A 19806-nucleotide genomic window follows, 5' to 3' on the forward strand; every position below is an offset into this window, starting at 1 on the left:
GGGCGGCTGCGGGTGCCCACCACGGGTACCCGCAGCCGACTGTTTTCCGGGCCACGGCTGGAGCAAGGCAATGACGCAAATGATCTCCCCACCAGCGCAGAGGCGTTCTAGGCTCTTCCGTACCGCCGGGTCGCTAGTTGCGGGGACGGGCACCGCACACGCACCGGAGCACCACCGGTATCTGAGCGGCGCCCACGACCGAGGGTGCCGCCGGGCAAGGAGGGCCGCATGACCGTACGGCGAGTAATGGGCATCGAGACGGAGTACGGCATCTCCGTCCCCGGCCACCCCAATGCCAATGCCATGCTCACCTCGTCCCAGATCGTCAACGCCTACGCCGCGGCGATGCACCGAGCCCGCCGAGCCCGGTGGGACTTCGAGGAGGAGAACCCGCTGCGCGACGCCCGGGGCTTCGACCTCGCCCGCGAGGTCGCCGACTCCAGCCAGCTCACCGACGAGGACATCGGCCTCGCCAACGTCATCCTCACCAACGGCGCACGCCTCTACGTCGACCACGCACACCCCGAGTACAGCGCCCCGGAAGTCACCAACCCCCGCGACGCCGTCCTCTGGGACAAGGCCGGCGAACGCATCATGGCCGAGGCCGCCGAACGCGCCGCCGCGCTGCCCGGCGCCCAGCCGATCCACCTCTACAAGAACAACACCGACAACAAGGGCGCCTCCTACGGCACGCACGAGAACTACCTGATGAAGCGGGAGACCGCCTTCTCGGACATCGTGCGCCACCTCACGCCCTTCTTCGTCTCCCGCCAGGTCTTCGCCGGCGCCGGCCGGGTCGGCATCGGCCAGGACGGCCACGAACACGGCTTCCAGCTCAGCCAGCGCGCCGACTACTTCGAGGTCGAGGTCGGCCTGGAGACGACGCTGAAACGCCCCATCATCAACACCCGCGACGAACCGCACGCCGACGCGGAGAAGTACCGCCGACTCCACGTGATCATCGGCGACGCCAACCTCTCCGAGATCTCGACGTACCTGAAACTCGGCACCACCGCCCTGGTCCTGTCGATGATCGAGGACGGCTTCATCGCCGTCGACCTCGCCGTCGACCAGCCCGTGCGCACCCTTCACCAGGTCTCCCACGACCCGGGCCTGAAGCGACTGGTCACCCTCCGCAGCGGCCGCACGCTCACCGCCGTCCAGCTGCAGATGGAGTACTACGAGCTGTCGCGCAAATACGTGGAGGAGCGCTTCGGCGCGGACGCCGACGACCAGACCAAGGACGTCCTCGCCCGCTGGGAGGACACCCTCACCCGCCTCGAGAACGACCCCATGAGCCTCGCCGGCGAACTGGACTGGGTCGCGAAACGCGAGGTCATGGAGGGATACCGGCGCCGTGACGGCCTCGACTGGGACGCCGCCCGCCTCCACCTCGTCGACCTCCAGTACGCCGACGTACGGGCCGAGAAGGGCCTGTACAACCGTCTGGCGGCCCGCGGGCGCATGAAGCGGCTCCTGGACGAGTCCGAGGTCGAGCGGGCCGTCAGCAAGCCCCCGGAGGACACCCGCGCGTACTTCCGGGGCCGCTGCCTCGAGCAGTACGCCGACGACGTCGCCGCGGCCTCCTGGGACTCCGTGATCTTCGACCTGCCGGGCCGGGACTCGCTCCAGCGCGTCCCAACCCTCGAACCCCTTCGCGGAACGCGAAATCACGTCAAGGAGCTCCTGGACCGCTGCCGCACGGCAGAAGACCTGGTCAAGGTCCTCTCGGGCGGCTGAACGGTTATCCGGACGGTACCTGCCCGGCGGGGTGGAAAGCGCCCTGGCCGGGAATCATGGAGATGGTCCCCTTGCGTTGACGCAACTGCGGGGCCGATGTCGGACCCGGCTTGTAGGGTCTGATCATCACCGATCGGCAGGAATGCCGACCTGTCGACCACATCGGGCGAAAGAGCGGGGTGAGGGTTATGGCGACCAAGGACACCGGCGGCGGCCAGCAGAAGGCGACGCGCTCCACGGAGGAGGTCGAGGAGCAGGCGGTCGAGACGCAGGGCTCGGAAGACCTCAAGGAGCGCCAGGAGAAGCTGAGCGACGACGTCGACTCGGTTCTTGACGAGATTGACGATGTACTCGAGGAAAATGCCGAGGATTTCGTTCGAAGTTTCGTTCAGAAGGGTGGCGAGTAGCCTTCGAATCGAAGGTCTCGGGGGTCTTCGGGTTGGCAAGCGAAGAGGGTGTGAAGCGCTGCTCGCGGTGCAAAGAGCTCAGGTCGCGGGCAGCCTTCGCCAGTAACAAAGCAGCCCGGGACGGGTTGCAGGCCTATTGCCGTGAGTGCTGGGCGGTCTACTACCAGGCCCGGCAGGTGGCCAGGGGAAAGAGCGTGCGGCCGCGGGTGTATGCACCCGCGGGGCACAAGTTCTGCCGCACCTGTGAGGAGGTCAAGCCGCACAGTGAGTGGCATCGCAACGCCACGGCGTCCGACGGCCTTGCGACTTGCTGCAAGGCCTGCAAAGCCGTCAAGGGGCGCCGTGGGCATCTGAAGCGCCAGTACGGCCTGACGGAAGCCGAGCGCGACGCCATGGTCGCCTCCCAAAAAGGGCTGTGCGTGATCTGCCTGAAAGCCCCGGCCGTCCATGTGGATCATTGCCACGAGACGGGTAGGGTCCGAGGCGTACTGTGCTTCAACTGCAATTCGGCCATCGGCAAGTTGGGAGACGACCCCGACGCTGTTCGTCGGGCAGCCGCCTACCTGGAGGGAACTTCGTGGAAGCCAACACTCGTAGCACCGGGCGTCTACCAGCTGCCTTCCTGACGCCTGGGTCCTCGTCCTTCATGGACTTCCTGTCCGAGCACCAGCCGGAGATGCTGCCCGGCAAGCGGCAGCTGCCTCCGACGCAGGGTGTGATCGAGGCGCCGCACGGGACGACGATCGTGGCCGTCACGTTCCCCGGCGGGGTCGTGCTCGCCGGTGACCGCCGGGCCACGATGGGCAACATCATCGCGCAGCGGGACATCGAGAAGGTGTTCCCGGCGGACGAGTACTCGGCCGTCGGCATCGCCGGCACCGCGGGCCTGGCCGTCGAGATGGTGAAGCTGTTCCAGCTGGAGCTGGAGCACTTCGAGAAGGTCGAGGGTGCGCAGCTCTCGCTGGAGGGCAAGGCCAACCGGCTGTCGACGATGATCCGGTCGAATCTGGGCATGGCGATGCAGGGGCTGGCGGTGGTGCCGTTGTTCGCGGGGTTCGACGTGGACCGGGACCGGGGCCGGATCTTCTCGTACGACGTGACGGGCGGCCGTTCGGAGGAGCATCACTTCGCGGCGACGGGTTCGGGTTCGATCTTCGCGCGCGGGGCGATGAAGAAGCTGTACCGGGACGACCTGACGGAGGAGCAGGCCACGACGCTCGTGGTGCAGGCTCTGTACGACGCGGCTGACGACGATTCGGCGACGGGTGGTCCCGACGTCGCGCGCCGGATCTACCCGATCGTCACGGTGATCACCGAGGACGGGTTCCGCAGGCTCACTGACGAGGAGTCGTCGGGTATCGCCCGTTCGATCCTCGAGCGTCGTCTGGAGCAGCCGGACGGCCCGCGTGCGGCGTTGCTGTAGGCGTGGTCCGTGTGTGTCCCAGGTGATCCAGTGACTTCGACAGAAAGGGACGGATAACCGGTGTCGACTCCGTTCTATGTCTCACCCCAGCAGGCGATGGCGGACCGCGCGGAGTATGCGCGCAAGGGCATCGCTCGTGGTCGCAGCCTGGTCGTGCTGCAGTATGCCGACGGCATCGTGTTCGTCGGTGAGAATCCGTCGCGTGCGTTGCACAAGTTCAGTGAGATCTATGACCGGATCGGCTTTGCGGCCGCCGGTAAGTACAACGAGTACGAGAATCTGCGGATCGGTGGTGTGCGGTATGCCGATCTGCGGGGTTACACCTATGACCGTGACGATGTGACGGCGCGTGGTCTGGCGAACGTGTACGCCCAGACGCTGGGCACGATCTTCTCCTCGGCCGGTGAGAAGCCGTACGAGGTGGAGTTGGTGGTGGCCGAGGTGGGTGACACGCCGGACGGTGACCAGATCTACCGGTTGCCGCACGACGGGTCGATCGTGGACGAGCACGGTTCGGTCGCGGTGGGTGGCAACGCGGAGCAGATCAGCAGCTATCTGGATCAGCGTCATCAGGACGGTATGAGTCTGGCGGAGGCTCTGAAGCTGGCTGTTCAGGCGTTGTCGCGTGACACGAACGGGACGCAGCGGGAGATTCCGGCGGAGCGGCTGGAGGTCGCGGTGCTGGACCGTACGAGGCCGCAGCAGCGTAAGTTCAAGCGGATCGTGGGTCGTCAGCTCGCGCGGTTGCTGGAGGCGGGCGGCGCTTCCACGGAGGCGGAGAGTTCGGACGATTCCGAGGACGTGGGGAAGGAGTAGGTCCGCGCTCTCGCGGGGTTGCCTCTCGGTGTCCGGGTGGTTCGCCTCTTTCACGCCCCGGCCGGTGTCCCGGCCGGGGCGTGAGGTGTCTCAGGAGGGCCTGGGCGGTGCCGTGGAGGCGCGTACGACGAGGTGGACGGGGATGTCCCCGGCATCCGGTGTGCGGCCCTCGAGGACGGCGAGGAGGGCATGCATGCCGCGTTCGCCGAAGAGTTCGGCGTCGAGCCGTACGGTGGTGAGTTCGGGGTCGAGGGCGGTGGCGAGGGCGAGGTCGTCGAGGCCGGTGACGGAGACGTCGTGGGGGACGTGCAGGCCGAGGCGGCGTAGGGCCTTGTAGGCGCCGGCGGCGAGTTTGTCGTCGTCGCAGACGACGGCGGTGGGGCGGGGGCCCGTGGTGGCGCCGAGGGCGGTCTCGGCGGCGGCGAGGGCGCCGTCGATGGTGACGGGCGTGGTGGCGGTGCGCAGGGTGGCGCCGGGTTGTGCGGCGATGCGGGCGGCGAGTTCGCGTGCGCGGATGTGGAAGGTCCAGGAGGGCACGTCGGCGGCGAGGTGCAGGAAGTGGCGGTGGCCGAGGCCGAGGAGGTGGTCGGCGACCTGGCGGATGCCGTCGGCGATGTCGAGGTTGACGGTGGCGGCGCCGAGGCTGCCGGCGGGGTCGCTGTCGAGCATGACGAGGGGGAGCTGGTCGCCGCGGAGGGCGGTGAGGGCGTCGGCGGCCATCGAGGAGGCGATGACGCCGTCGAGGGCGGCCTCGGCGGAGGCGAAGGGGGAGCGGGCGGGTCCGATGCCTTCGGGGGAGGGGTAGAGGACGACGCCGAAGCCGTGTTCGGCGGCGACGCGCGCGGCGCCGGTGTAGACGCCGGCGAAGAACTCGGTGGTGAGGACGGGGACGACGAGGAGGACGGTGCGGGTGTGGCCGAGGCGGAGGTTGCGGGCGGCGAGGTTGGGGCGGTAGCCGAGTTCGCGGGCGGCCTGGCGGACGCGTTCGGCGGTGGGTGCGGAGACGCGGCCGCGCCACTTGTCGCCGAGTACGAGGGAGACGGCGGCCTGGGAGACTCCCGCGGCGTGGGCGACGTCGCGGCTCGTCGGGCGCGTGCTGCCTCGTGGCACGGTGGGGTCGCTCCTTCGTCTGGACTGGTGAACAGCGCACATGGTACGTATGGCACAGGAAGTTATACGTAAAACCTCGGGGGTGACCGTCGCTCGGGGCGAGCCGACCGGAGGCGGGACATTGGCCGCGGGATACCTGGAGATCCTCAGGGCGAAGCATGCTGCCCGGCTGCTCGTCGGCACGCTCGTGGGCCGGCTGCCCAACGCCACGGCGGCCATCGCGATCGTGCTGTTCGTGCGGGCGCAGGGCGGTTCGTACAGCCTCGCGGGCGCGCTCGCGGCCGTGTACGGCGTCGCGAACGCCGTGGGTCAGCCGCTGCTGGGGCGGCTGGTGGATCTGTACGGGCAGCCGTGGGTGCAGTTGCCGGCGGCGCTCGCCTCGGCCGCGGCGATGACGGTTTTCGCGTTCACGGGGACGGACCCGCGGCCGGTGGCGTATGCGGCGGTGGCGGCTTCCGGGCTGTTCACGCCGCCGCTGGAGGGCGGTCTGCGGGCGCTGTGGCCGGCGGTGCTGAGGCGTGAGGACCAGGTGCACACGGCGTATGCGATGGACGCGGTGGCGCAGGAGGTGATGTTCACCGTGGGGCCGCTGCTGGTGACGCTGTGCGTGTCGTTGTGGTCGGCGCGGGCGGCTCTGGTGGTGCTGAGCGCGGTGGGGGTGGCGGGTGCGCTGTGGGTGGTGGTGTCGCCGCCGTCGCGTGCGTGGCGTTCGGCTCCGCGTGAGGCGCACTGGCTGGGGGCGCTGCGCTCGCGCGGTCTGCTGGCGTTGCTGGGGGCGTTCCTGTTCATCGGGATGGCGCTGGGTTCCATCACGGTGGCGTCGGTGCCGTACGCGGACGAGCACGGCGGGGACGCGGTGTACGGCTGGTTGATGGCGGCGCTGGGCCTGGGTGCGCTGGTCGGGGGGCTGGTGTACGGGGCGCGGCGGTGGGCGGGGCCGCCGGAGCGGCGGTTGCGGGTGCTGGTGGCGCTTCTGGTGGTGTGTTATCTGCCGTTGACGTTGATGCCGGGGGCGGCGGCGATGGTGGCGTTGACGGCGCTGGCGGGGTTGTTCCTGGCGCCTGTCATCGCGTGTGCGTTCGTCATCGTGGACCGGCATGCGCCGGTGGGGACGGTGACGGAGGCTTTCTCCTGGCTGGTGACGACGTTCACGGTCGGCGCGTCGGTGGGTACGGGGCTGGCGGGTCCGGTGGTGGAGGCGGGCGGGGCGCTGTGGGGTTTCGTCGCGCCGGCTGTCGCGGGGGGCGTGTCCTTGCTGGTTTTGCTGGCCACGGGGCGGGTACTCGCAGTTCCCGCCGGGGGTGGGGTTGTTGCGGCTTCATCGGAAAATGATCCAAACCGTGCTGCCGAACCCCGTTTCAGTTCAGGGGATCGGGCGTAATGTTCAGTCATGGACCGCCGCATTTTCGGGCTGGAGAACGAGTACGGCGTCACATGTACGTTCAGGGGACAGCGCCGGCTGTCTCCCGACGAGGTGGCGCGGTACCTCTTCCGCCGTGTCGTGTCATGGGGCCGAAGCAGCAATGTCTTTCTGCGGAACGGCGCCCGCCTCTATCTCGACGTGGGTTCGCATCCGGAATACGCGACACCGGAATGTGACAACGTGACCGAGCTGGTCACCCACGACAAGGCCGGCGAGCGTATTCTCGAGGGACTCCTGGTGGACGCGGAGCGACGCCTGCACGAGGAAGGAATCGCGGGCGACGTCTACCTCTTCAAGAACAACACGGACTCGGCGGGCAACTCTTATGGTTGTCACGAGAACTATCTGGTGGCGCGTCACGGGGAGTTCTCCCGGCTCGCGGACATCCTGATTCCGTTCCTGGTGACCCGGCAGCTGCTGTGCGGCGCGGGCAAGGTGCTGCAGACGCCCCGAGGGGCGGTCTACTGCGTCAGTCAGCGGGCCGAGCACATCTGGGAGGGTGTGTCGTCGGCGACGACCCGCTCGCGGCCCATCATCAACACCCGCGACGAGCCGCACGCGGACGCCGAGCGGTATCGCCGTCTGCATGTCATCGTGGGCGACTCGAACATGTCCGAGACGACCATGCTGCTGAAGGTCGGGGCGACCGATCTGGTGCTGCGCATGATCGAGGCGGGCACGGTGATGCGGGACCTGACGCTGGAGAACCCGATCCGGGCGATCCGGGAGGTCAGCCATGACATCACGGGCCGCCGCAAGGTCCGTCTGGCCAGCGGCCGTGAGGCCTCCGCGCTGGAGGTGCAGCGGGAGTACTACGAGAAGGCCGTGGACTTCGTGGAGCGCCGGGGTGTCCGTACGGGCACCGTGGAGCAGGTCCTGGAGCTGTGGGGCCGCACGCTGGACGCGATCGAGGCGGAGGACCTGGACCGGATCGGCACCGAGATCGACTGGGTCATGAAGTACAAGCTCATCGAGCGGTACCGGGCCAAGCACAACATGACGATGTCGCATCCGCGCGTGGCGCAGATAGACCTCGCCTACCACGACATCCACCGGCGTCGTGGTCTGTACTACCTGCTGGAGCGCAAGGGCCAGGCGGCGCGGATCTGCAACGACTTGAAGATCTTCGAGGGCAAGTCGGTGCCGCCGCAGACCACTCGGGCGCGGTTGCGCGGTGACTTCATCCGCCGTGCGCAGGAGCAGCGCCGGGACTTCACGGTGGACTGGGTGCATCTGAAGCTGAACGACCAGGCGCAGCGCACGGTGTTGTGCAAGGACCCGTTCCGTTCGGTGGACGACCGGGTGGAGAAGCTGATCGCCGGCATGTGAGGGATGGGCCGCTCGCGTGCTGCGTGCGCGGACGGCAACGCAACACGGGCACCGTACGTTTCCCGTACGGTGCCCGTGTCGCGTCGTAGAGTTGCGCGCACGCCATCAGAAGATCGACCGATTACGAGGCTTTCATCGTGCGCCGACGCTCCCTCATCCTTGCCGCCGTACCCGCGGGACTGGTCACGCTCGCCGGGTGCGGCGACGACAAGTCCGACACGAGCAAGGCGAGCGACAGCGCGTCGCCCTCGGCGGAAGCCACGTCCGCGGCTCCTCCGCCGAAGATCGTCGACGGTCCGCTGCCGGCCATCACGGCGGGGGTGAAGTTCGGTGAGAAGCCGACGGTCGCCAAGGGCAGCGGTGAGCCCTCGGACCAGCTGGCGGTGAAGACGGTGATCGCGGGCAGCGGGAAGACCGTCGCGGAGAACGACTACATCCAGGCCCACTGTCTCGGTCAGATCTGGGCCAGCGGGAAGGTTCTCCTCAACTCCTACGACTCCAAGAAGATGCAGTTCACCCGGCTCGCCAAGGGCGGCAACCTCGAGGGCTGGACGTATGCCCTGACGGGGAAGAAGACCGGCAGCCGGGTGCTGTTCTCGGTGGCGCCGGCCTGGGGTTTCGGCAAGGAGGGCAACACGCAGGCGGGCATCACGGGCACCGACACCCTGGTGTTCGTGTTCGACATCCAGAACACCTTCAACTCGACGGCTTCCGCCAAGGGCAAGGACGTTCCGCAGAACGAGGCCGGGGTGCCCAAGGTCGGCACGAACACCGACGGCAAGGCGCCCTCGATCGACGTCCCCAAGACGAAGGCGCCGACGAAGCTGGTGTCGAACTACGTGATCGAGGGGGACGGCGCGGAGCTCGCGGCCGACGACACCGTGCTGGTGCAGTACAAGGGCGTCGTCTGGGAAACGGGCAAGGAGTTCGACTCGACGTACCGCAGCAAGGCGCTGACGTCGTTCTCGCTGCAGCAGGTGGTCCCGGGCTGGGCGCAGGGTCTGACGGGCAAGAAGGTGGGCAGCCGCGTCGTCATCGTCATTCCGCCGGCGCTGGGGTACGGCGACAACCCGCCGAGCGGCAGCGGCATCGAGAAGGACTCCACGATGGTGTTCTCGGTGGACGTCATCGCCAAGGCGTGAGGCCGTCCAAGGTGTAAGACTGTCCGTGTTGTTGCTTTTCCGTGAGACGTGCAGGAGCCAGTGACGTGAGCATTGACAAGCCCGAGATCGACTTCCCCGGTGGCGAGCCCCCGGCGGACCTCGAGATCAAGGACATCTGGGAGGGCGACGGCGAGGTCGCGCAGGCCGGCCACAACGTCAGCGTCCACTACGTGGGTGTCGCCTTCAGCACCGGTGAGGAGTTCGACGCCAGCTGGAACCGCGGCACGCCGTTCCGCTTCCCGCTCGGCGGCGGCCGGGTCATCAAGGGCTGGGACCAGGGCGTGCAGGGCATGAAGGTCGGCGGCCGTCGTCAGCTGACGATCCCGGCCCACCTCGCCTACGGCAACCAGAGCCCGACCCCGGCGATCAAGCCGGGCGAGACGCTGATCTTCGTGGTGGACCTGCTCGGGGTCTGACCCCGGATCGTCCGGTCCGCGCCGGTCGCGGCGCGACCGGTGGCGGTCATCCGGGGCCCATGCCTGCCCGGGCATGGGCCCTCGGCTTTTGCCCGGGTACCGCGGGGCGGTACGGTCGTAGATCGTAAGCACCATAGGGGAGGCGAAGGGCGTCGATGGCCATTGCCAAGGCCGAGCGGCTGATGAACCTCGCGCTGTGTCTGCTCGGGACGCGCAGGCCGCTCAGCAAGCGTGAGCTGCGCGACTCCATCGAGGCGTACGTCGAGACCGTCCGGTCCGGGCACGGCGGCCCGGCGTCGGAGGACTCCTTCAACCGGATGTTCGAGCGGGACAAGGACGATCTCCGTGAGCTCGGGCTGGTCATCGAGACCGTGGAGAGCCTGGACGGCGAGATCGGTTATCTCGCCCGCCGGGACAGCAACCGTCTGCCGCCGATCACCCTGGACGCCGAGGAGGCCGCTGCCCTGGGTCTGGCCGCCAAGGTGTGGCAGCAGGCCCGGCTCGCGGGGGCGGCCAGTGGTGCTCTGCAGAAGCTGCGCGCCGCGGGGCTGCCCGAGGACGTCGACCCCTACGAGGCCCACAGCGCGCTGGAACCGCGGATTCCCGTGCACGAGGCGGCGTTCGAGCCGCTGATGCTGGCCTGCCGTGACCGCCGGCCGGTGGTGTTCGACTACCGCAAGGCGACCGCGGCGCATCCGGAGCCCCGGCATGTCGAGCCGTGGGCGCTGGAGTGCTGGCGCGGGCACTGGTATCTGGCCGGATTCGACCGCGACCGGGGGGCCGAGCGGGTCTTCCGGCTGTCGCGGATCACCGGCAAGGTGCGTTCGCGCGGGGCGCGCTTCACCGCGCCGGTCCCCGACGTGGTCATCGTGCGCGAGACGGTCGCCAGCTGGGCGGGGGAGACCGCCGACCGCAGCGCCCTGATCCGGCTGCGGACGGACGCCGGGTACCCGTTGCGGGCCAAGGCCACCGCGGTGCGGGAACTCGGGGACGGCTGGGACGAGTTGGAGATTCCGTACGGCCACGGGCTGGACGCCTGGCTGGTGGAGTTCGGGCCGGACGTGGTGGTGCTGGAGCCGGCCGAGCTGCGGGCGGACGTCGTGGACCGGCTACGGGCCGTGGCCAAGGGCTGAGGGGGAGCGAGCAACACAGTGGCAGGCAAACCGGTCAGGCCCACGAACGCGATCGACCAGACCCGGCGGATGCTCTCCCTGGTGACGTACCTTCGGGAACGCCCCGGCGCACGCATCGAGGACGTGGCGCGCGCCTTCGGCATCACCGAGGACGAGCTGGTCTCCGACCTGGACGTGCTGCCCATGTGCGGCACCAGTTTCCGGGGCGGGGACCTCCTCGACATCGACACCGACGGCGAGCGCATCTGGTGGCACAACCCGGCCGCGCTCGGCGCGGACGCCGCCGAGCCGCTGCGGCTGGCCGCCGACGAGGCGACCGCGCTGCTGGTGGCGGCGCGGGCGGTGGCGACGCTGCCCGGTCTGCGCGAGGGCGACCGGCAGGCGCTGCTGCGCGCCACGGCGAAGGTAGAGACCGCCGCGGGCGAGGCGGCCGGAGCCAGCTCCCGCCTGTCGGTGACGTTCGAGTCCGAGGGCGGCGTCTTCGCCGACGTCGACCGGGCGATCTCGGAGCGGCGCCGGCTGTGGATCCGCTACTACTCGCCCGCCCGTGACCAGGTCACCGAGCGCGAGATCGACCCGATCCGCCTGGTCAGCGTGGGCCACACGTACGTGGAGGCCTGGTGTCGCCGCTCGGAGGCGCGCCGCACCTTCCGGCTGGACCGGGTGGCCGAGATCAGGATTCTCGACGAGCCGTCCGCGCCGCCGGAGGTCGAGCTGCGGGACCTGTCGGAAGGGCTGGTGCAGCCGTCCGCGGAGGACCCGGAGGTGGTCGTCGAGGTCGGTCCCGGGGGGCGCTGGGTCGCCGAGTACTACCCGCACGACAGCGCCGATGAACTTCCCGACGGCGGCCTGCGTATCACTCTGCGTACGCCCGACCCGGCCTCGCTGCGGCGACTGGCCCTGCGGCTCGGGCGTGACGGGCGGATCGTCTCGCCGCCGGACCTCGCCGACAGCGCCCGCCGTGCCGCCCGTGAGGCGCTGGCGGCGTACGACGGGTTCGAGGCGGCGGAGCCGGCGGTCGCGCAGGGGGAGCGGCAGCGGGGCGACGGTGGGGTCGACGGGCGGGAGCAGGGGACTTGAGCGAGTCGGTGACGTCGGGGGTGCGGGCGCTGTCGGTGGCGTCCGCGTTCGCGGGGATGCGCAGTGTGGCGCCGGTCCGTTTCCGGGCGGGCTGCCCGGACTGCCGGGGCCGTTTCGAGCTGACCGCGAGCGCGCTGCGGCTCGCGATCGGCGCCTCCAGCCGTACCACCTTCTACTCGTTCACCTGTCCCGACTGCGGGGCGGCCGTGCGCAAGCCGGCCGGGGAGCGCATCGTCGAGCTGCTCACCGGCGGCGGGGTCAGGACCCTGCGCCTGCAGACCCCGTAACGGGGTTTAGGCTCGGCCCCATGTTCTGGCCGATGTGCGCGGTTGCGTTGGGTTTTGCGGGTCTCGCCGTTCTCGCGGTGTTCGCCGTGCGGGTCTTCCTCGAGGCGCGGAGTCTGGGGCGGCAGGTCGCGGAGTCCGCACGCCGTATCGACCGGGCCGCCCAGGACCTGGAGCGGGCGGCGGTGAGTGCGGCGCGCGCCGTGGACTCCTTGTGACCGCTGCTCCCTGCCGGAGCACGCGCGGAGCCGTGGCCGTTCCGTGAGCGCCGGGTGAATGCGTTTTGGGCCACTTCGCCCTCCCGCGCCGGTGGGGGAGGCAGGTACGCTGCTGATCGCGGCTCGGATAACGAGGCCCGGACCGCGCACCGGGAGTAGGCACAAGGGGATTGCCTCCCGTTTACCCCTGAGCGTTACGATCGCTGTCATCACGATCGTTCGGACAGTTGTCCGACCGGTCGGACGGCAACCACCCCCGCAGCCTCGGTGAGAAGGTAAAGACTTATGTTCGGAAGGCTCGGCGCCCCCGAGATCATTCTCATCCTCGTCGTCGTCATCCTGCTGTTCGGCGCCAAGAAGCTTCCCGACATGGCGCGGTCGCTCGGCAAGTCCGCTCGCATTCTCAAGAGCGAGGCGAAGGCGATGAAGGAAGAGGGCAGCAGCACGGCCACGCCGGCCGGCCCGCCCCACAACGACGAGCAGCCCCCGGTTCAGCGCACCATCCAGGCCTCTCCCGGCGACGTGACCAGCTCCCGTCCGGTCACCGAGCCGACGGACACGACCAAGCGCTGACGCAGGGCCGGTGACCTCCGGCCCGCCGCACGAGATGGGAACGTGGGTTGCTGAAGTCTGCCCGCAAAGAGGAGATGGACCCCGAGGGGCGGATGCCCCTCGCGGATCACCTTCGTGAGCTCCGCAACCGGCTCGCGAAGGCGATGCTGGCCATCGTCGTCGTGACGATCGTCGCCGCTTTCTTTTACAAGAGCATCATCGAGTTCTTCACGAACCCGATCCTGCATGCCGTGGGGTGCGACTCCAGCTTCGCGGAGCTGGCGCACCAGCGCAGCGCGACCTGCGCCCGCATCGTGCTGAACGGTCTGCTCACGCCGTTCACGCTCGCTCTGAAGGTCTCCCTGATGGCCGGCGTGATCTTCGCGTCGCCGGTCTGGCTGTACCAGTTGTGGGCCTTCGTCGCGCCGGGCCTGCACAAGCACGAGCGCAAGTACGCCTACGCGTTCGTCGGCACGGGCGTTCCGCTGTTCCTCGGCGGAGCGTTCTTCGCGTACGAGACGCTGCCGACCATGGCCAAGGTGCTGCTCCAGTTCTCGCCCGCAGACCTGGACAACCAGCTGCCGCTGGACGAACTGCTCGACCTGATCGTGCGCATGGTGCTGGTCTTCGGGCTCTCGTTCGAGCTGCCGCTGCTGCTGGTGATGCTCAACCTGACCGGGGTGCTCACCGGTAAGCGCATGCTCGGCTGGTGGCGCGGAATGATCATCGGTATCACGGTGTTCGCCGCGGTCGCCACGCCCAGCACCGACCCGCTGACCATGTTGGCGCTCGCCGGTCCCATCTGGGTCCTCTACTTCTGCGCGACCGCCTTCTCCCTGCTCAACGACCGTCGCAAGAGCCGTCGCGACGCGATGGGACCGGCCGACGACGAGGCTTCGGATCTGGACCTCACCCCCGAGGCCATCGGCGAGGTCGAGACCGTCTCCGCGAGCCGGTCGCTGCCGGAGCAGGCGACCACGGACCGCGTCAACGGTTATGACGACGTGACCTGAGAGGCGTCGGAGAGTTCTTGGGGTCATCCCCGTGACCAGTGAGATCACCCTCTTCGTCAACCCCGCGGCGGGCCGCGGCCGGGGCGCCCGCGCAGCGCGGCCGGCCGCTTCCGCGTTGCGGGCGGCCGGCTTCCGCGTGCGCACCGTCCTCGGCGAGAACGCAGGGGACGCCCTCACTCGCGCGCGTGCCGCCGTCGCGGACGGCACCGGCGCCCTGATCGCCGTCGGCGGCGACGGACTGGCCCACCTCGCGCTCCAGGCCGTCGCCGGCACCCGCACCCCGCTCGGTCTGGTCGCCGCCGGGACCGGCAACGACTTCGCCCGCGCCCTGGGCCTGCCCGTGCGGGACCCGGCCGCCGCCGGACGTCTGATCGCCGAGGCCCTCAAGGAGGACCGGATCCGCGACGTCGACCTCGGCCGGACCGGCGGACGCTGGTTCGGCACAGTCCTCGCCTCCGGCTTCGACTCCCGCGTCAACGACCGCGGCAACCGGCTGCGATGGCCCGCCGGACGGCTCCGGTACGACCTGGCGATGCTCGTCGAACTGGCGGCCCTGCGCCCCTTCCCGTACCGGATCACCCTCGACGACGGTGCCGTCCTGGAGACCGAGGCCACCCTGGTCGCCGTCGGCAACGCACCGTCCTACGGCGGCGGCATGCGGATCTGCCCCGGCGCCGACCTCACCGACGGGCTGTTCGACGTCACCGTGGTCGGGGCCTGCAGCCGCTCGACGCTGCTGCGGGTCTTCCCGAAGGTGTACCGCGGCACGCACGTGGAGCGCCGCGAGGTCACCGTGCACCGGGCGGCGAAGGTCGAGATCGCCGCCGAGGGGGTGTCGGGGTACGCGGACGGGGAGCGGCTCGGACGGCTGCCGCTGACCGCGCGGTGCGTGCCGGGCGCGGTCCGGGTCATCGGACCCCGAACCGGGCTGCCGGTGCCCCTGTGAGCTGGGCGTACCGAGGCTCGACGGCAGCCGATCCGGATAATGATCGTCCTGTTGTCGGTGTGGCCCGGTACGCTCGAAAGCACGATGACAGAGGATCTCTCCCCGGCCGAGCGGTACGAGGCAGCACGTAAGCGCGCTGTCGAGCAGGCCACCTCGCTCGCGTCCTTCCGCGAGATGTACGACTTCGGTCTCGACCCCTTCCAGATCGAGGCCTGTCAGGCACTCGAGGCGGGCAAGGGCGTCCTGGTCGCCGCGCCCACCGGTTCCGGCAAGACGATCGTGGGCGAGTTCGCCGTCCACCTCGCTCTCCAGCAGGGCAGGAAGTGCTTCTACACGACGCCCATCAAGGCGCTCTCCAACCAGAAGTACTCCGACCTGTGCCGCCGCTACGGCAGTGACAAGGTCGGTCTGCTCACCGGCGACAACAGCGTGAACTCCGACGCCCCGGTGGTCGTGATGACCACCGAGGTACTGCGGAACATGCTGTACGCCGGCTCGCAGACCCTCCTCGGCCTCGGGTACGTGGTGATGGACGAGGTGCACTACCTCTCCGACCGCTTCCGCGGCGCCGTGTGGGAGGAGGTGATCATCCACCTCCCCGAGTCGGTCACCCTGGTCTCCCTGTCGGCGACCGTGTCCAACGCCGAGGAGTTCGGCGACTGGCTGGATACCGTGCGCGGCGACACCGAGGTGATCGTCTCCGAGCACCGGCCCGTGCCGCTGTTCCAGCACGTTCTCGCCGGCCGGCGGATGTACGACCTGTTCGAGGAGGGCGAGGGGCACCGCAGGGCCGTCAACCCCGACCTCGCCCGTCTGGCCCGGATGGAGGCCTCCAAGCCCTCCTACCAGGACCGCAGGCGCGGCCGGAACGTGCGCGAAGCCGATCGTGAGCGCGAGCGCCGGCAGCGCTCGCGGGTGTGGACGCCGGGGCGGCCGGAGGTCATCGAGCGGCTCGACGCCGAGGGTCTGCTGCCCGCCATCACGTTCATCTTCAGCCGGGCCGCCTGCGAGGCCGCCGTCCAGCAGTGCCTGTACGCGGGGCTGCGGCTGAACGACGAGGAGTCGCGCGCCGAGGTCCGCGCCCTGGTCGAGGAGCGTACCGCCGCCATCCCCCACGAGGACCTGCACGTCCTCGGCTACTACGAGTGGCTGGAGGGCCTGGAACGGGGCATCGCCGCCCACCACGCGGGCATGCTGCCCTCCTTCAAGGAGGTCGTCGAGGAGCTGTTCGTACGCGGCCTGGTCAAGGCCGTCTTCGCCACCGAGACGCTTGCCCTGGGCATCAACATGCCGGCCCGTTCGGTCGTCCTGGAGAAGCTCGTCAAGTGGAACGGCGAGCAGCACGCCGATATCACCCCCGGCGAGTACACCCAGCTCACCGGGCGCGCGGGCCGACGGGGCATCGACGTCGAGGGCCACGCCGTCGTGCTGTGGCAGCGCGCCATGAACCCCGACCACCTGGCCGGGCTCGCGGGCACCCGCACCTATCCGCTGCGCTCCAGCTTCAAGCCGTCGTACAACATGGCGGTCAACCTCGTCGAGCAGTTCGGGCGGCACCGCTCGCGCGAGCTGCTGGAGACGTCGTTCGCGCAGTTCCAGGCCGACCGTTCGGTGGTCGGGATCTCCCGGCAGGTGCAGCGCAACGAGGAGGGTCTCGAGGGCTACAAGTCCTCCATGACCTGCCACCTCGGCGACTTCGACGAGTACGCGCGGCTGCGCCGCGACCTCAAGGACCGCGAGACGGAGCTGGCCAAACAGGGCGCGGCCCAGCGGCGCGCCGAGGCCGCCGTGGCCCTGGAGAAGCTCAAGCCGGGGGACGTCATCCACGTGCCCGCCGGCAAGTACGCGGGACTGGCGCTGGTGCTCGACCCGGGGCTTCCGGCCGGGCGGGCCAACGGCCATCGCGGCTTCGACCACCACGACGGGCCGCGCCCGCTGGTCCTGACCGCCGAGCGGCAGGTCAAGCGGCTGGCCTCGATGGACTTCCCGGTGCCGGTCGAGGCTCTGGACCGCATGCGGATCCCGAAGACGTTCAACGCGCGCTCGCCGCAGTCCCGCCGCGACCTGGCCTCCGCGCTGCGCACCAAGGCCGGGCACATTCCGCCGGAGCGGGCCCGCAAGCAGCGTTCCCAGGCCGCCGACGACCGGGAGATCGCCCGGTTGCGCACCGCGATCCGGGCGCACCCCTGCCACGGCTGCTCCGACCGGGAGGACCACGCCCGCTGGGCCGAGCGCTACCACCGCCTGCTGCGCGACACCTCGCAGCTGGAGCGCCGCATCGAGGGACGCACCAACACCATCGCGCGTACCTTCGACCGGATCGTGGCGCTGCTGACCGAGCTGGACTATCTGCGCGGCAACGAGGTCACCGTGCACGGCAAGCGGCTCGCCCGGCTCTACGGCGAGCTCGACCTGCTCGCCAGCGAGTGCCTGCGCGCCGGCGTGTGGGAGGGGCTGGCCCCCGCCGAACTCGCCGCCTGCGTATCGGCGTTGGTCTACGAGTCGCGGGTCGGCGACGACGCGATGGCACCGAAGCTGCCCTCCGGCAAGGCGAAGGCCGCGCTCGGCGAGATGGTTCGGATCTGGGGCCGGCTGGACGCTCTGGAGGAGGACTTCCGGATCAGTCAGACCGAGGGCGTGGGACAGCGCGAACCCGACCTGGGATTCGCCTGGTCCGCCTATATGTGGGCCTCCGGCAAGGGGCTCGACGAGGTGCTGCGCGAGGCGGAGATGCCGGCCGGCGACTTCGTGCGCTGGAGCAAGCAGGTGATCGACGTGCTGGGGCAGATCGCGGCGGCTTCTCCTGCGGAGGGCTCGACCGTGGCGAAGGCCGCGCGCAAGGCCGTCGATCAGCTGCTGCGGGGAGTTGTGGCCTACTCGTCGGTCGGGTGAGCGAGGGCGGCGGGTGCGGGGAGTTGGTGGCTGGTCGCGCAGTTCCCCGCGCCCCTGAGGGCGTTTTCCCCGCCCTTGGATGCAAGGGTGCCCGGGGGTTTGGGTGCGCGGTTTCCCGCGCCCCTGGAAGGCCTGCCTGGCCCAGCGCGCCGGAGGCTTGCCGCCCCCGGCACCCCTGGGAGGTCTGCCGCGCCTGTGCCGCCGGGGGCTACCCCTGGTGGTGGTTCAGGTAGGAGCGCCAGCTGCCGTGTGACGTGATGTCCTCGGCGTCCGTCAGGGCGCCGGGCTCGCACAGGAAGCCAGGGACGCTGCTGCCGTCCGACAGGTGCACCCTGCCCAGCGCCATCGGGCGGGGGAGTGCGGACAGCAGGTGGCCCAGGCCCTCCGCGGGCAGGCGCCACACCTCGGCCTCGACGGCCGCGCCCCCCTCGCCCACGTGCTCCAGGCCCGGCTTCGGGGGTGAGGTGCGCAGGGCGTGCAGGCGGTAGAGCGGGGCGGTCGTGGTCGCGGTGTCGAGCCGGGCGCCCAGCGCCAGCAGTTGCGGGTTCAGCGGCTGGCCCGTCAGATGCGCGCCCACCACGGCAAGTCGGGTCTCCGGCCGGAGCAGGGCGGCGATCCGTGTGAGCCGTTCGTCCGTGTGAGCCGGCCCGACGAGCATCACGCCGAACGGGAGCCCGTTCACCTCGCCGGCCGGCGCGGCCACCGCCGCCAGGTCGAAGAGGTTGGTGGAGTTGGTGAAGCGGCCCAGCCGGGCGTTGGCGCCCAGCGGGTCGGCGGCGACCTCCGCGAGTGTGGGGTGCCCGGGGGTGGTGGGCAGCAGCAGGGCGTCCGCGTCGGCCAGTTCGGCCAGGGCACGGGTGCGCAGGGCGGCCAGCCGGTCCTGGTCGGCGAAGAGCCGGTGGGCGGGGATGTCGCGGGCGGCGCCGATGATGGCGGCCACCGTCGGGTCGAGGCCCGCCCCGCCTTCGGCCGTCGCCCTGTCGACGAAGGCGCCCACGGCGGTGTAACGCTCGGCCACGAAGGCGCCCTCGTAGAGCATGGCAGCGGCCTCCGTGAAGGGGGTCAGGTCCAGGGGGCGCAGTTCGGCGCCGGCCGTCGCCAGCCGACGGGCCGCCGCCTCGTACGCCTCGCCCCAGCCCTCGTCCAGCTCGCCGAGCTGCGCGAGCGGCGGGACGGCGATCCGCCAGGGGCCGGCGGCTCGCCCGGGGAGGGCCGGCAGGGGGCCGGTGACCATGTGGGCGAGGGCCTGCTCGGCCTCCGCGAGGGTACGCGCGAACACCGTCACACAGTCCAGGGACGCGCAGGCCGGGACGACACCTGTGGTCGGCACCAGGCCCCGGGTCGGCTTCAGCCCGACGATGCCGTTGAAGGCGGCCGGCACGCGGCCGGAGCCGGCGGTGTCCGTGCCGAGCGCGAGGTCGACGATGCCGAGGGCGACCGCGACGGCCGAGCCGGAGCTGGAACCGCCGCTGACGCGGGCCGGATCCCACGCGTTGCGGACCGCGCCGTACGGGGATCGGGTCCCCACCAGGCCGGTCGCGAACTGGTCCAGGTTCGTCGTGCCGAGCAGCAGCGCGCCGGCCGCGCGCAGACCGGCGACCGCCGGGGCGTCCTCGGCGGGTTCGTAGGCGTACGCCGGACAGCCCGCGGTGGTGGGCAGGCCGGCCGCGTCGATGTTGCCCTTGACGGCGAAGAGCCGTCCGGCGAGGGGGAGCCGGGCCCCTGCGGCGACGCGTTCGTCGATCGCGCGGGCCTCCGCCTCGGCCTCCTCCCGCGGGCGCAGGGCGATCCAGACCTCGGGGCGGTCCACGGCCTCGACGCGGTCGTAGGCGGCGCGGATCCGACGGAGCGTCGTCGACAT

19 protein-coding genes are annotated in these 19806 nt (G+C 70.3%); 17 read left to right on the forward strand and 2 right to left on the reverse strand.

Features of this window, described 5'->3' with window-relative positions; translation table 11 throughout:
- Positions 1-228: 228 nt before the first annotated feature.
- From dop to prcA, 5 genes are all read left to right on the forward strand, one after another.
- Complete coding sequence (dop, locus tag C6376_RS21115) at positions 229-1740, forward strand: depupylase/deamidase Dop (protein ID WP_367881049.1); 1512 nt, start codon at positions 229-231, stop codon at positions 1738-1740.
- Positions 1741-1928: 188 nt separating this feature from the next.
- Complete coding sequence (locus tag C6376_RS21120; protein ID WP_107444870.1) at positions 1929-2147, forward strand: ubiquitin-like protein Pup; 219 nt, start codon at positions 1929-1931, stop codon at positions 2145-2147.
- Between the two features lie 32 nt (positions 2148-2179).
- Positions 2180-2773 carry an endonuclease VII domain-containing protein gene (locus C6376_RS21125; protein ID WP_107449086.1) on the forward strand — a complete coding sequence of 198 codons (594 nt, stop codon included), beginning with the start codon at positions 2180-2182 and terminating at the stop codon, positions 2771-2773.
- The gene (gene prcB / locus C6376_RS21130) at positions 2725-3570 is read left to right on the forward strand and encodes a proteasome subunit beta (protein ID WP_107444871.1); all 846 of its coding nucleotides are present in this window, start codon (positions 2725-2727) and stop codon (positions 3568-3570) included. The genes C6376_RS21125 and prcB overlap by 49 nt, the downstream gene beginning before the upstream one ends.
- Positions 3571-3630: 60 nt before the next feature.
- Positions 3631-4386 (forward strand): proteasome subunit alpha, encoded by a 756-nt coding sequence (prcA, locus tag C6376_RS21135; protein WP_107444872.1) that lies wholly within the window; start codon positions 3631-3633, stop codon positions 4384-4386.
- Between the two features lie 90 nt (positions 4387-4476).
- On the opposite strand, the gene C6376_RS21140 is transcribed toward prcA, so the two are convergent.
- Positions 4477-5496, reverse strand: coding sequence for a LacI family DNA-binding transcriptional regulator (locus C6376_RS21140; protein ID WP_107444873.1), 1020 nt, complete (start codon positions 5494-5496; stop codon positions 4477-4479).
- A gap of 121 nt (positions 5497-5617) precedes the next feature.
- Between C6376_RS21140 and C6376_RS21145 the strand changes: the two genes are divergently transcribed.
- The 12 genes from C6376_RS21145 to C6376_RS21200 all read left to right on the forward strand — a co-directional run bounded on the left by C6376_RS21145 (position 5618) and on the right by C6376_RS21200 (position 17945).
- On the forward strand, positions 5618-6877 hold the full coding sequence (locus C6376_RS21145) for an MFS transporter (protein ID WP_107449087.1): 1260 nt from the start codon (positions 5618-5620) through the stop codon (positions 6875-6877).
- Positions 6878-6886: 9 nt separating this feature from the next.
- Positions 6887-8248 carry a Pup--protein ligase gene (pafA, locus tag C6376_RS21150; RefSeq protein WP_057579606.1) on the forward strand — a complete coding sequence of 454 codons (1362 nt, stop codon included), beginning with the start codon at positions 6887-6889 and terminating at the stop codon, positions 8246-8248.
- 137 nt (positions 8249-8385) lie between these two features.
- Positions 8386-9390 carry an FKBP-type peptidyl-prolyl cis-trans isomerase gene (locus C6376_RS21155; protein ID WP_107444874.1) on the forward strand — a complete coding sequence of 335 codons (1005 nt, stop codon included), beginning with the start codon at positions 8386-8388 and terminating at the stop codon, positions 9388-9390.
- Positions 9391-9455: 65 nt separating this feature from the next.
- Positions 9456-9827, forward strand: a complete 372-nt coding sequence (locus tag C6376_RS21160; protein WP_020128331.1) for an FKBP-type peptidyl-prolyl cis-trans isomerase — start codon at positions 9456-9458, stop codon at positions 9825-9827.
- Between the two features lie 155 nt (positions 9828-9982).
- The gene (locus tag C6376_RS21165) at positions 9983-10960 is read left to right on the forward strand and encodes a YafY family protein (RefSeq protein WP_107444875.1); all 978 of its coding nucleotides are present in this window, start codon (positions 9983-9985) and stop codon (positions 10958-10960) included.
- A gap of 18 nt (positions 10961-10978) precedes the next feature.
- Positions 10979-12040 carry a YafY family protein gene (locus C6376_RS21170; protein WP_107444876.1) on the forward strand — a complete coding sequence of 354 codons (1062 nt, stop codon included), beginning with the start codon at positions 10979-10981 and terminating at the stop codon, positions 12038-12040.
- Positions 12037-12327: a hypothetical protein gene (locus tag C6376_RS21175; protein WP_057579600.1), complete on the forward strand. Its 291-nt coding sequence runs from the start codon at positions 12037-12039 to the stop codon at positions 12325-12327. The genes C6376_RS21170 and C6376_RS21175 overlap by 4 nt, the downstream gene beginning before the upstream one ends.
- 20 nt (positions 12328-12347) lie before the next feature.
- Positions 12348-12542, forward strand: a complete 195-nt coding sequence (locus C6376_RS21180; RefSeq protein ID WP_107444877.1) for a hypothetical protein — start codon at positions 12348-12350, stop codon at positions 12540-12542.
- A 285-nt stretch (positions 12543-12827) separates the two neighbouring features.
- Positions 12828-13115, forward strand: a complete 288-nt coding sequence (tatA, locus tag C6376_RS21185) for a Sec-independent protein translocase subunit TatA (protein WP_107444878.1) — start codon at positions 12828-12830, stop codon at positions 13113-13115.
- A gap of 47 nt (positions 13116-13162) precedes the next feature.
- The gene (tatC, locus tag C6376_RS21190; RefSeq protein WP_173985698.1) at positions 13163-14107 is read left to right on the forward strand and encodes a twin-arginine translocase subunit TatC; all 945 of its coding nucleotides are present in this window, start codon (positions 13163-13165) and stop codon (positions 14105-14107) included.
- Between the two features lie 31 nt (positions 14108-14138).
- On the forward strand, positions 14139-15053 hold the full coding sequence (locus C6376_RS21195) for a diacylglycerol kinase (protein WP_107444879.1): 915 nt from the start codon (positions 14139-14141) through the stop codon (positions 15051-15053).
- A gap of 39 nt (positions 15054-15092) precedes the next feature.
- Positions 15093-17945, forward strand: a complete 2853-nt coding sequence (locus C6376_RS21200; protein ID WP_107444880.1) for an RNA helicase — start codon at positions 15093-15095, stop codon at positions 17943-17945.
- Positions 17946-18153: 208 nt separating this feature from the next.
- On the opposite strand, the gene atzF is transcribed toward C6376_RS21200, so the two are convergent.
- Positions 18154-19806: an allophanate hydrolase gene (atzF, locus tag C6376_RS21205; RefSeq protein ID WP_107444881.1), complete on the reverse strand. Its 1653-nt coding sequence runs from the start codon at positions 19804-19806 to the stop codon at positions 18154-18156.

Source organism: Streptomyces sp. P3 (assembly GCF_003032475.1).
Classification (GTDB): Bacteria; Actinomycetota; Actinomycetes; order Streptomycetales; family Streptomycetaceae; genus Streptomyces.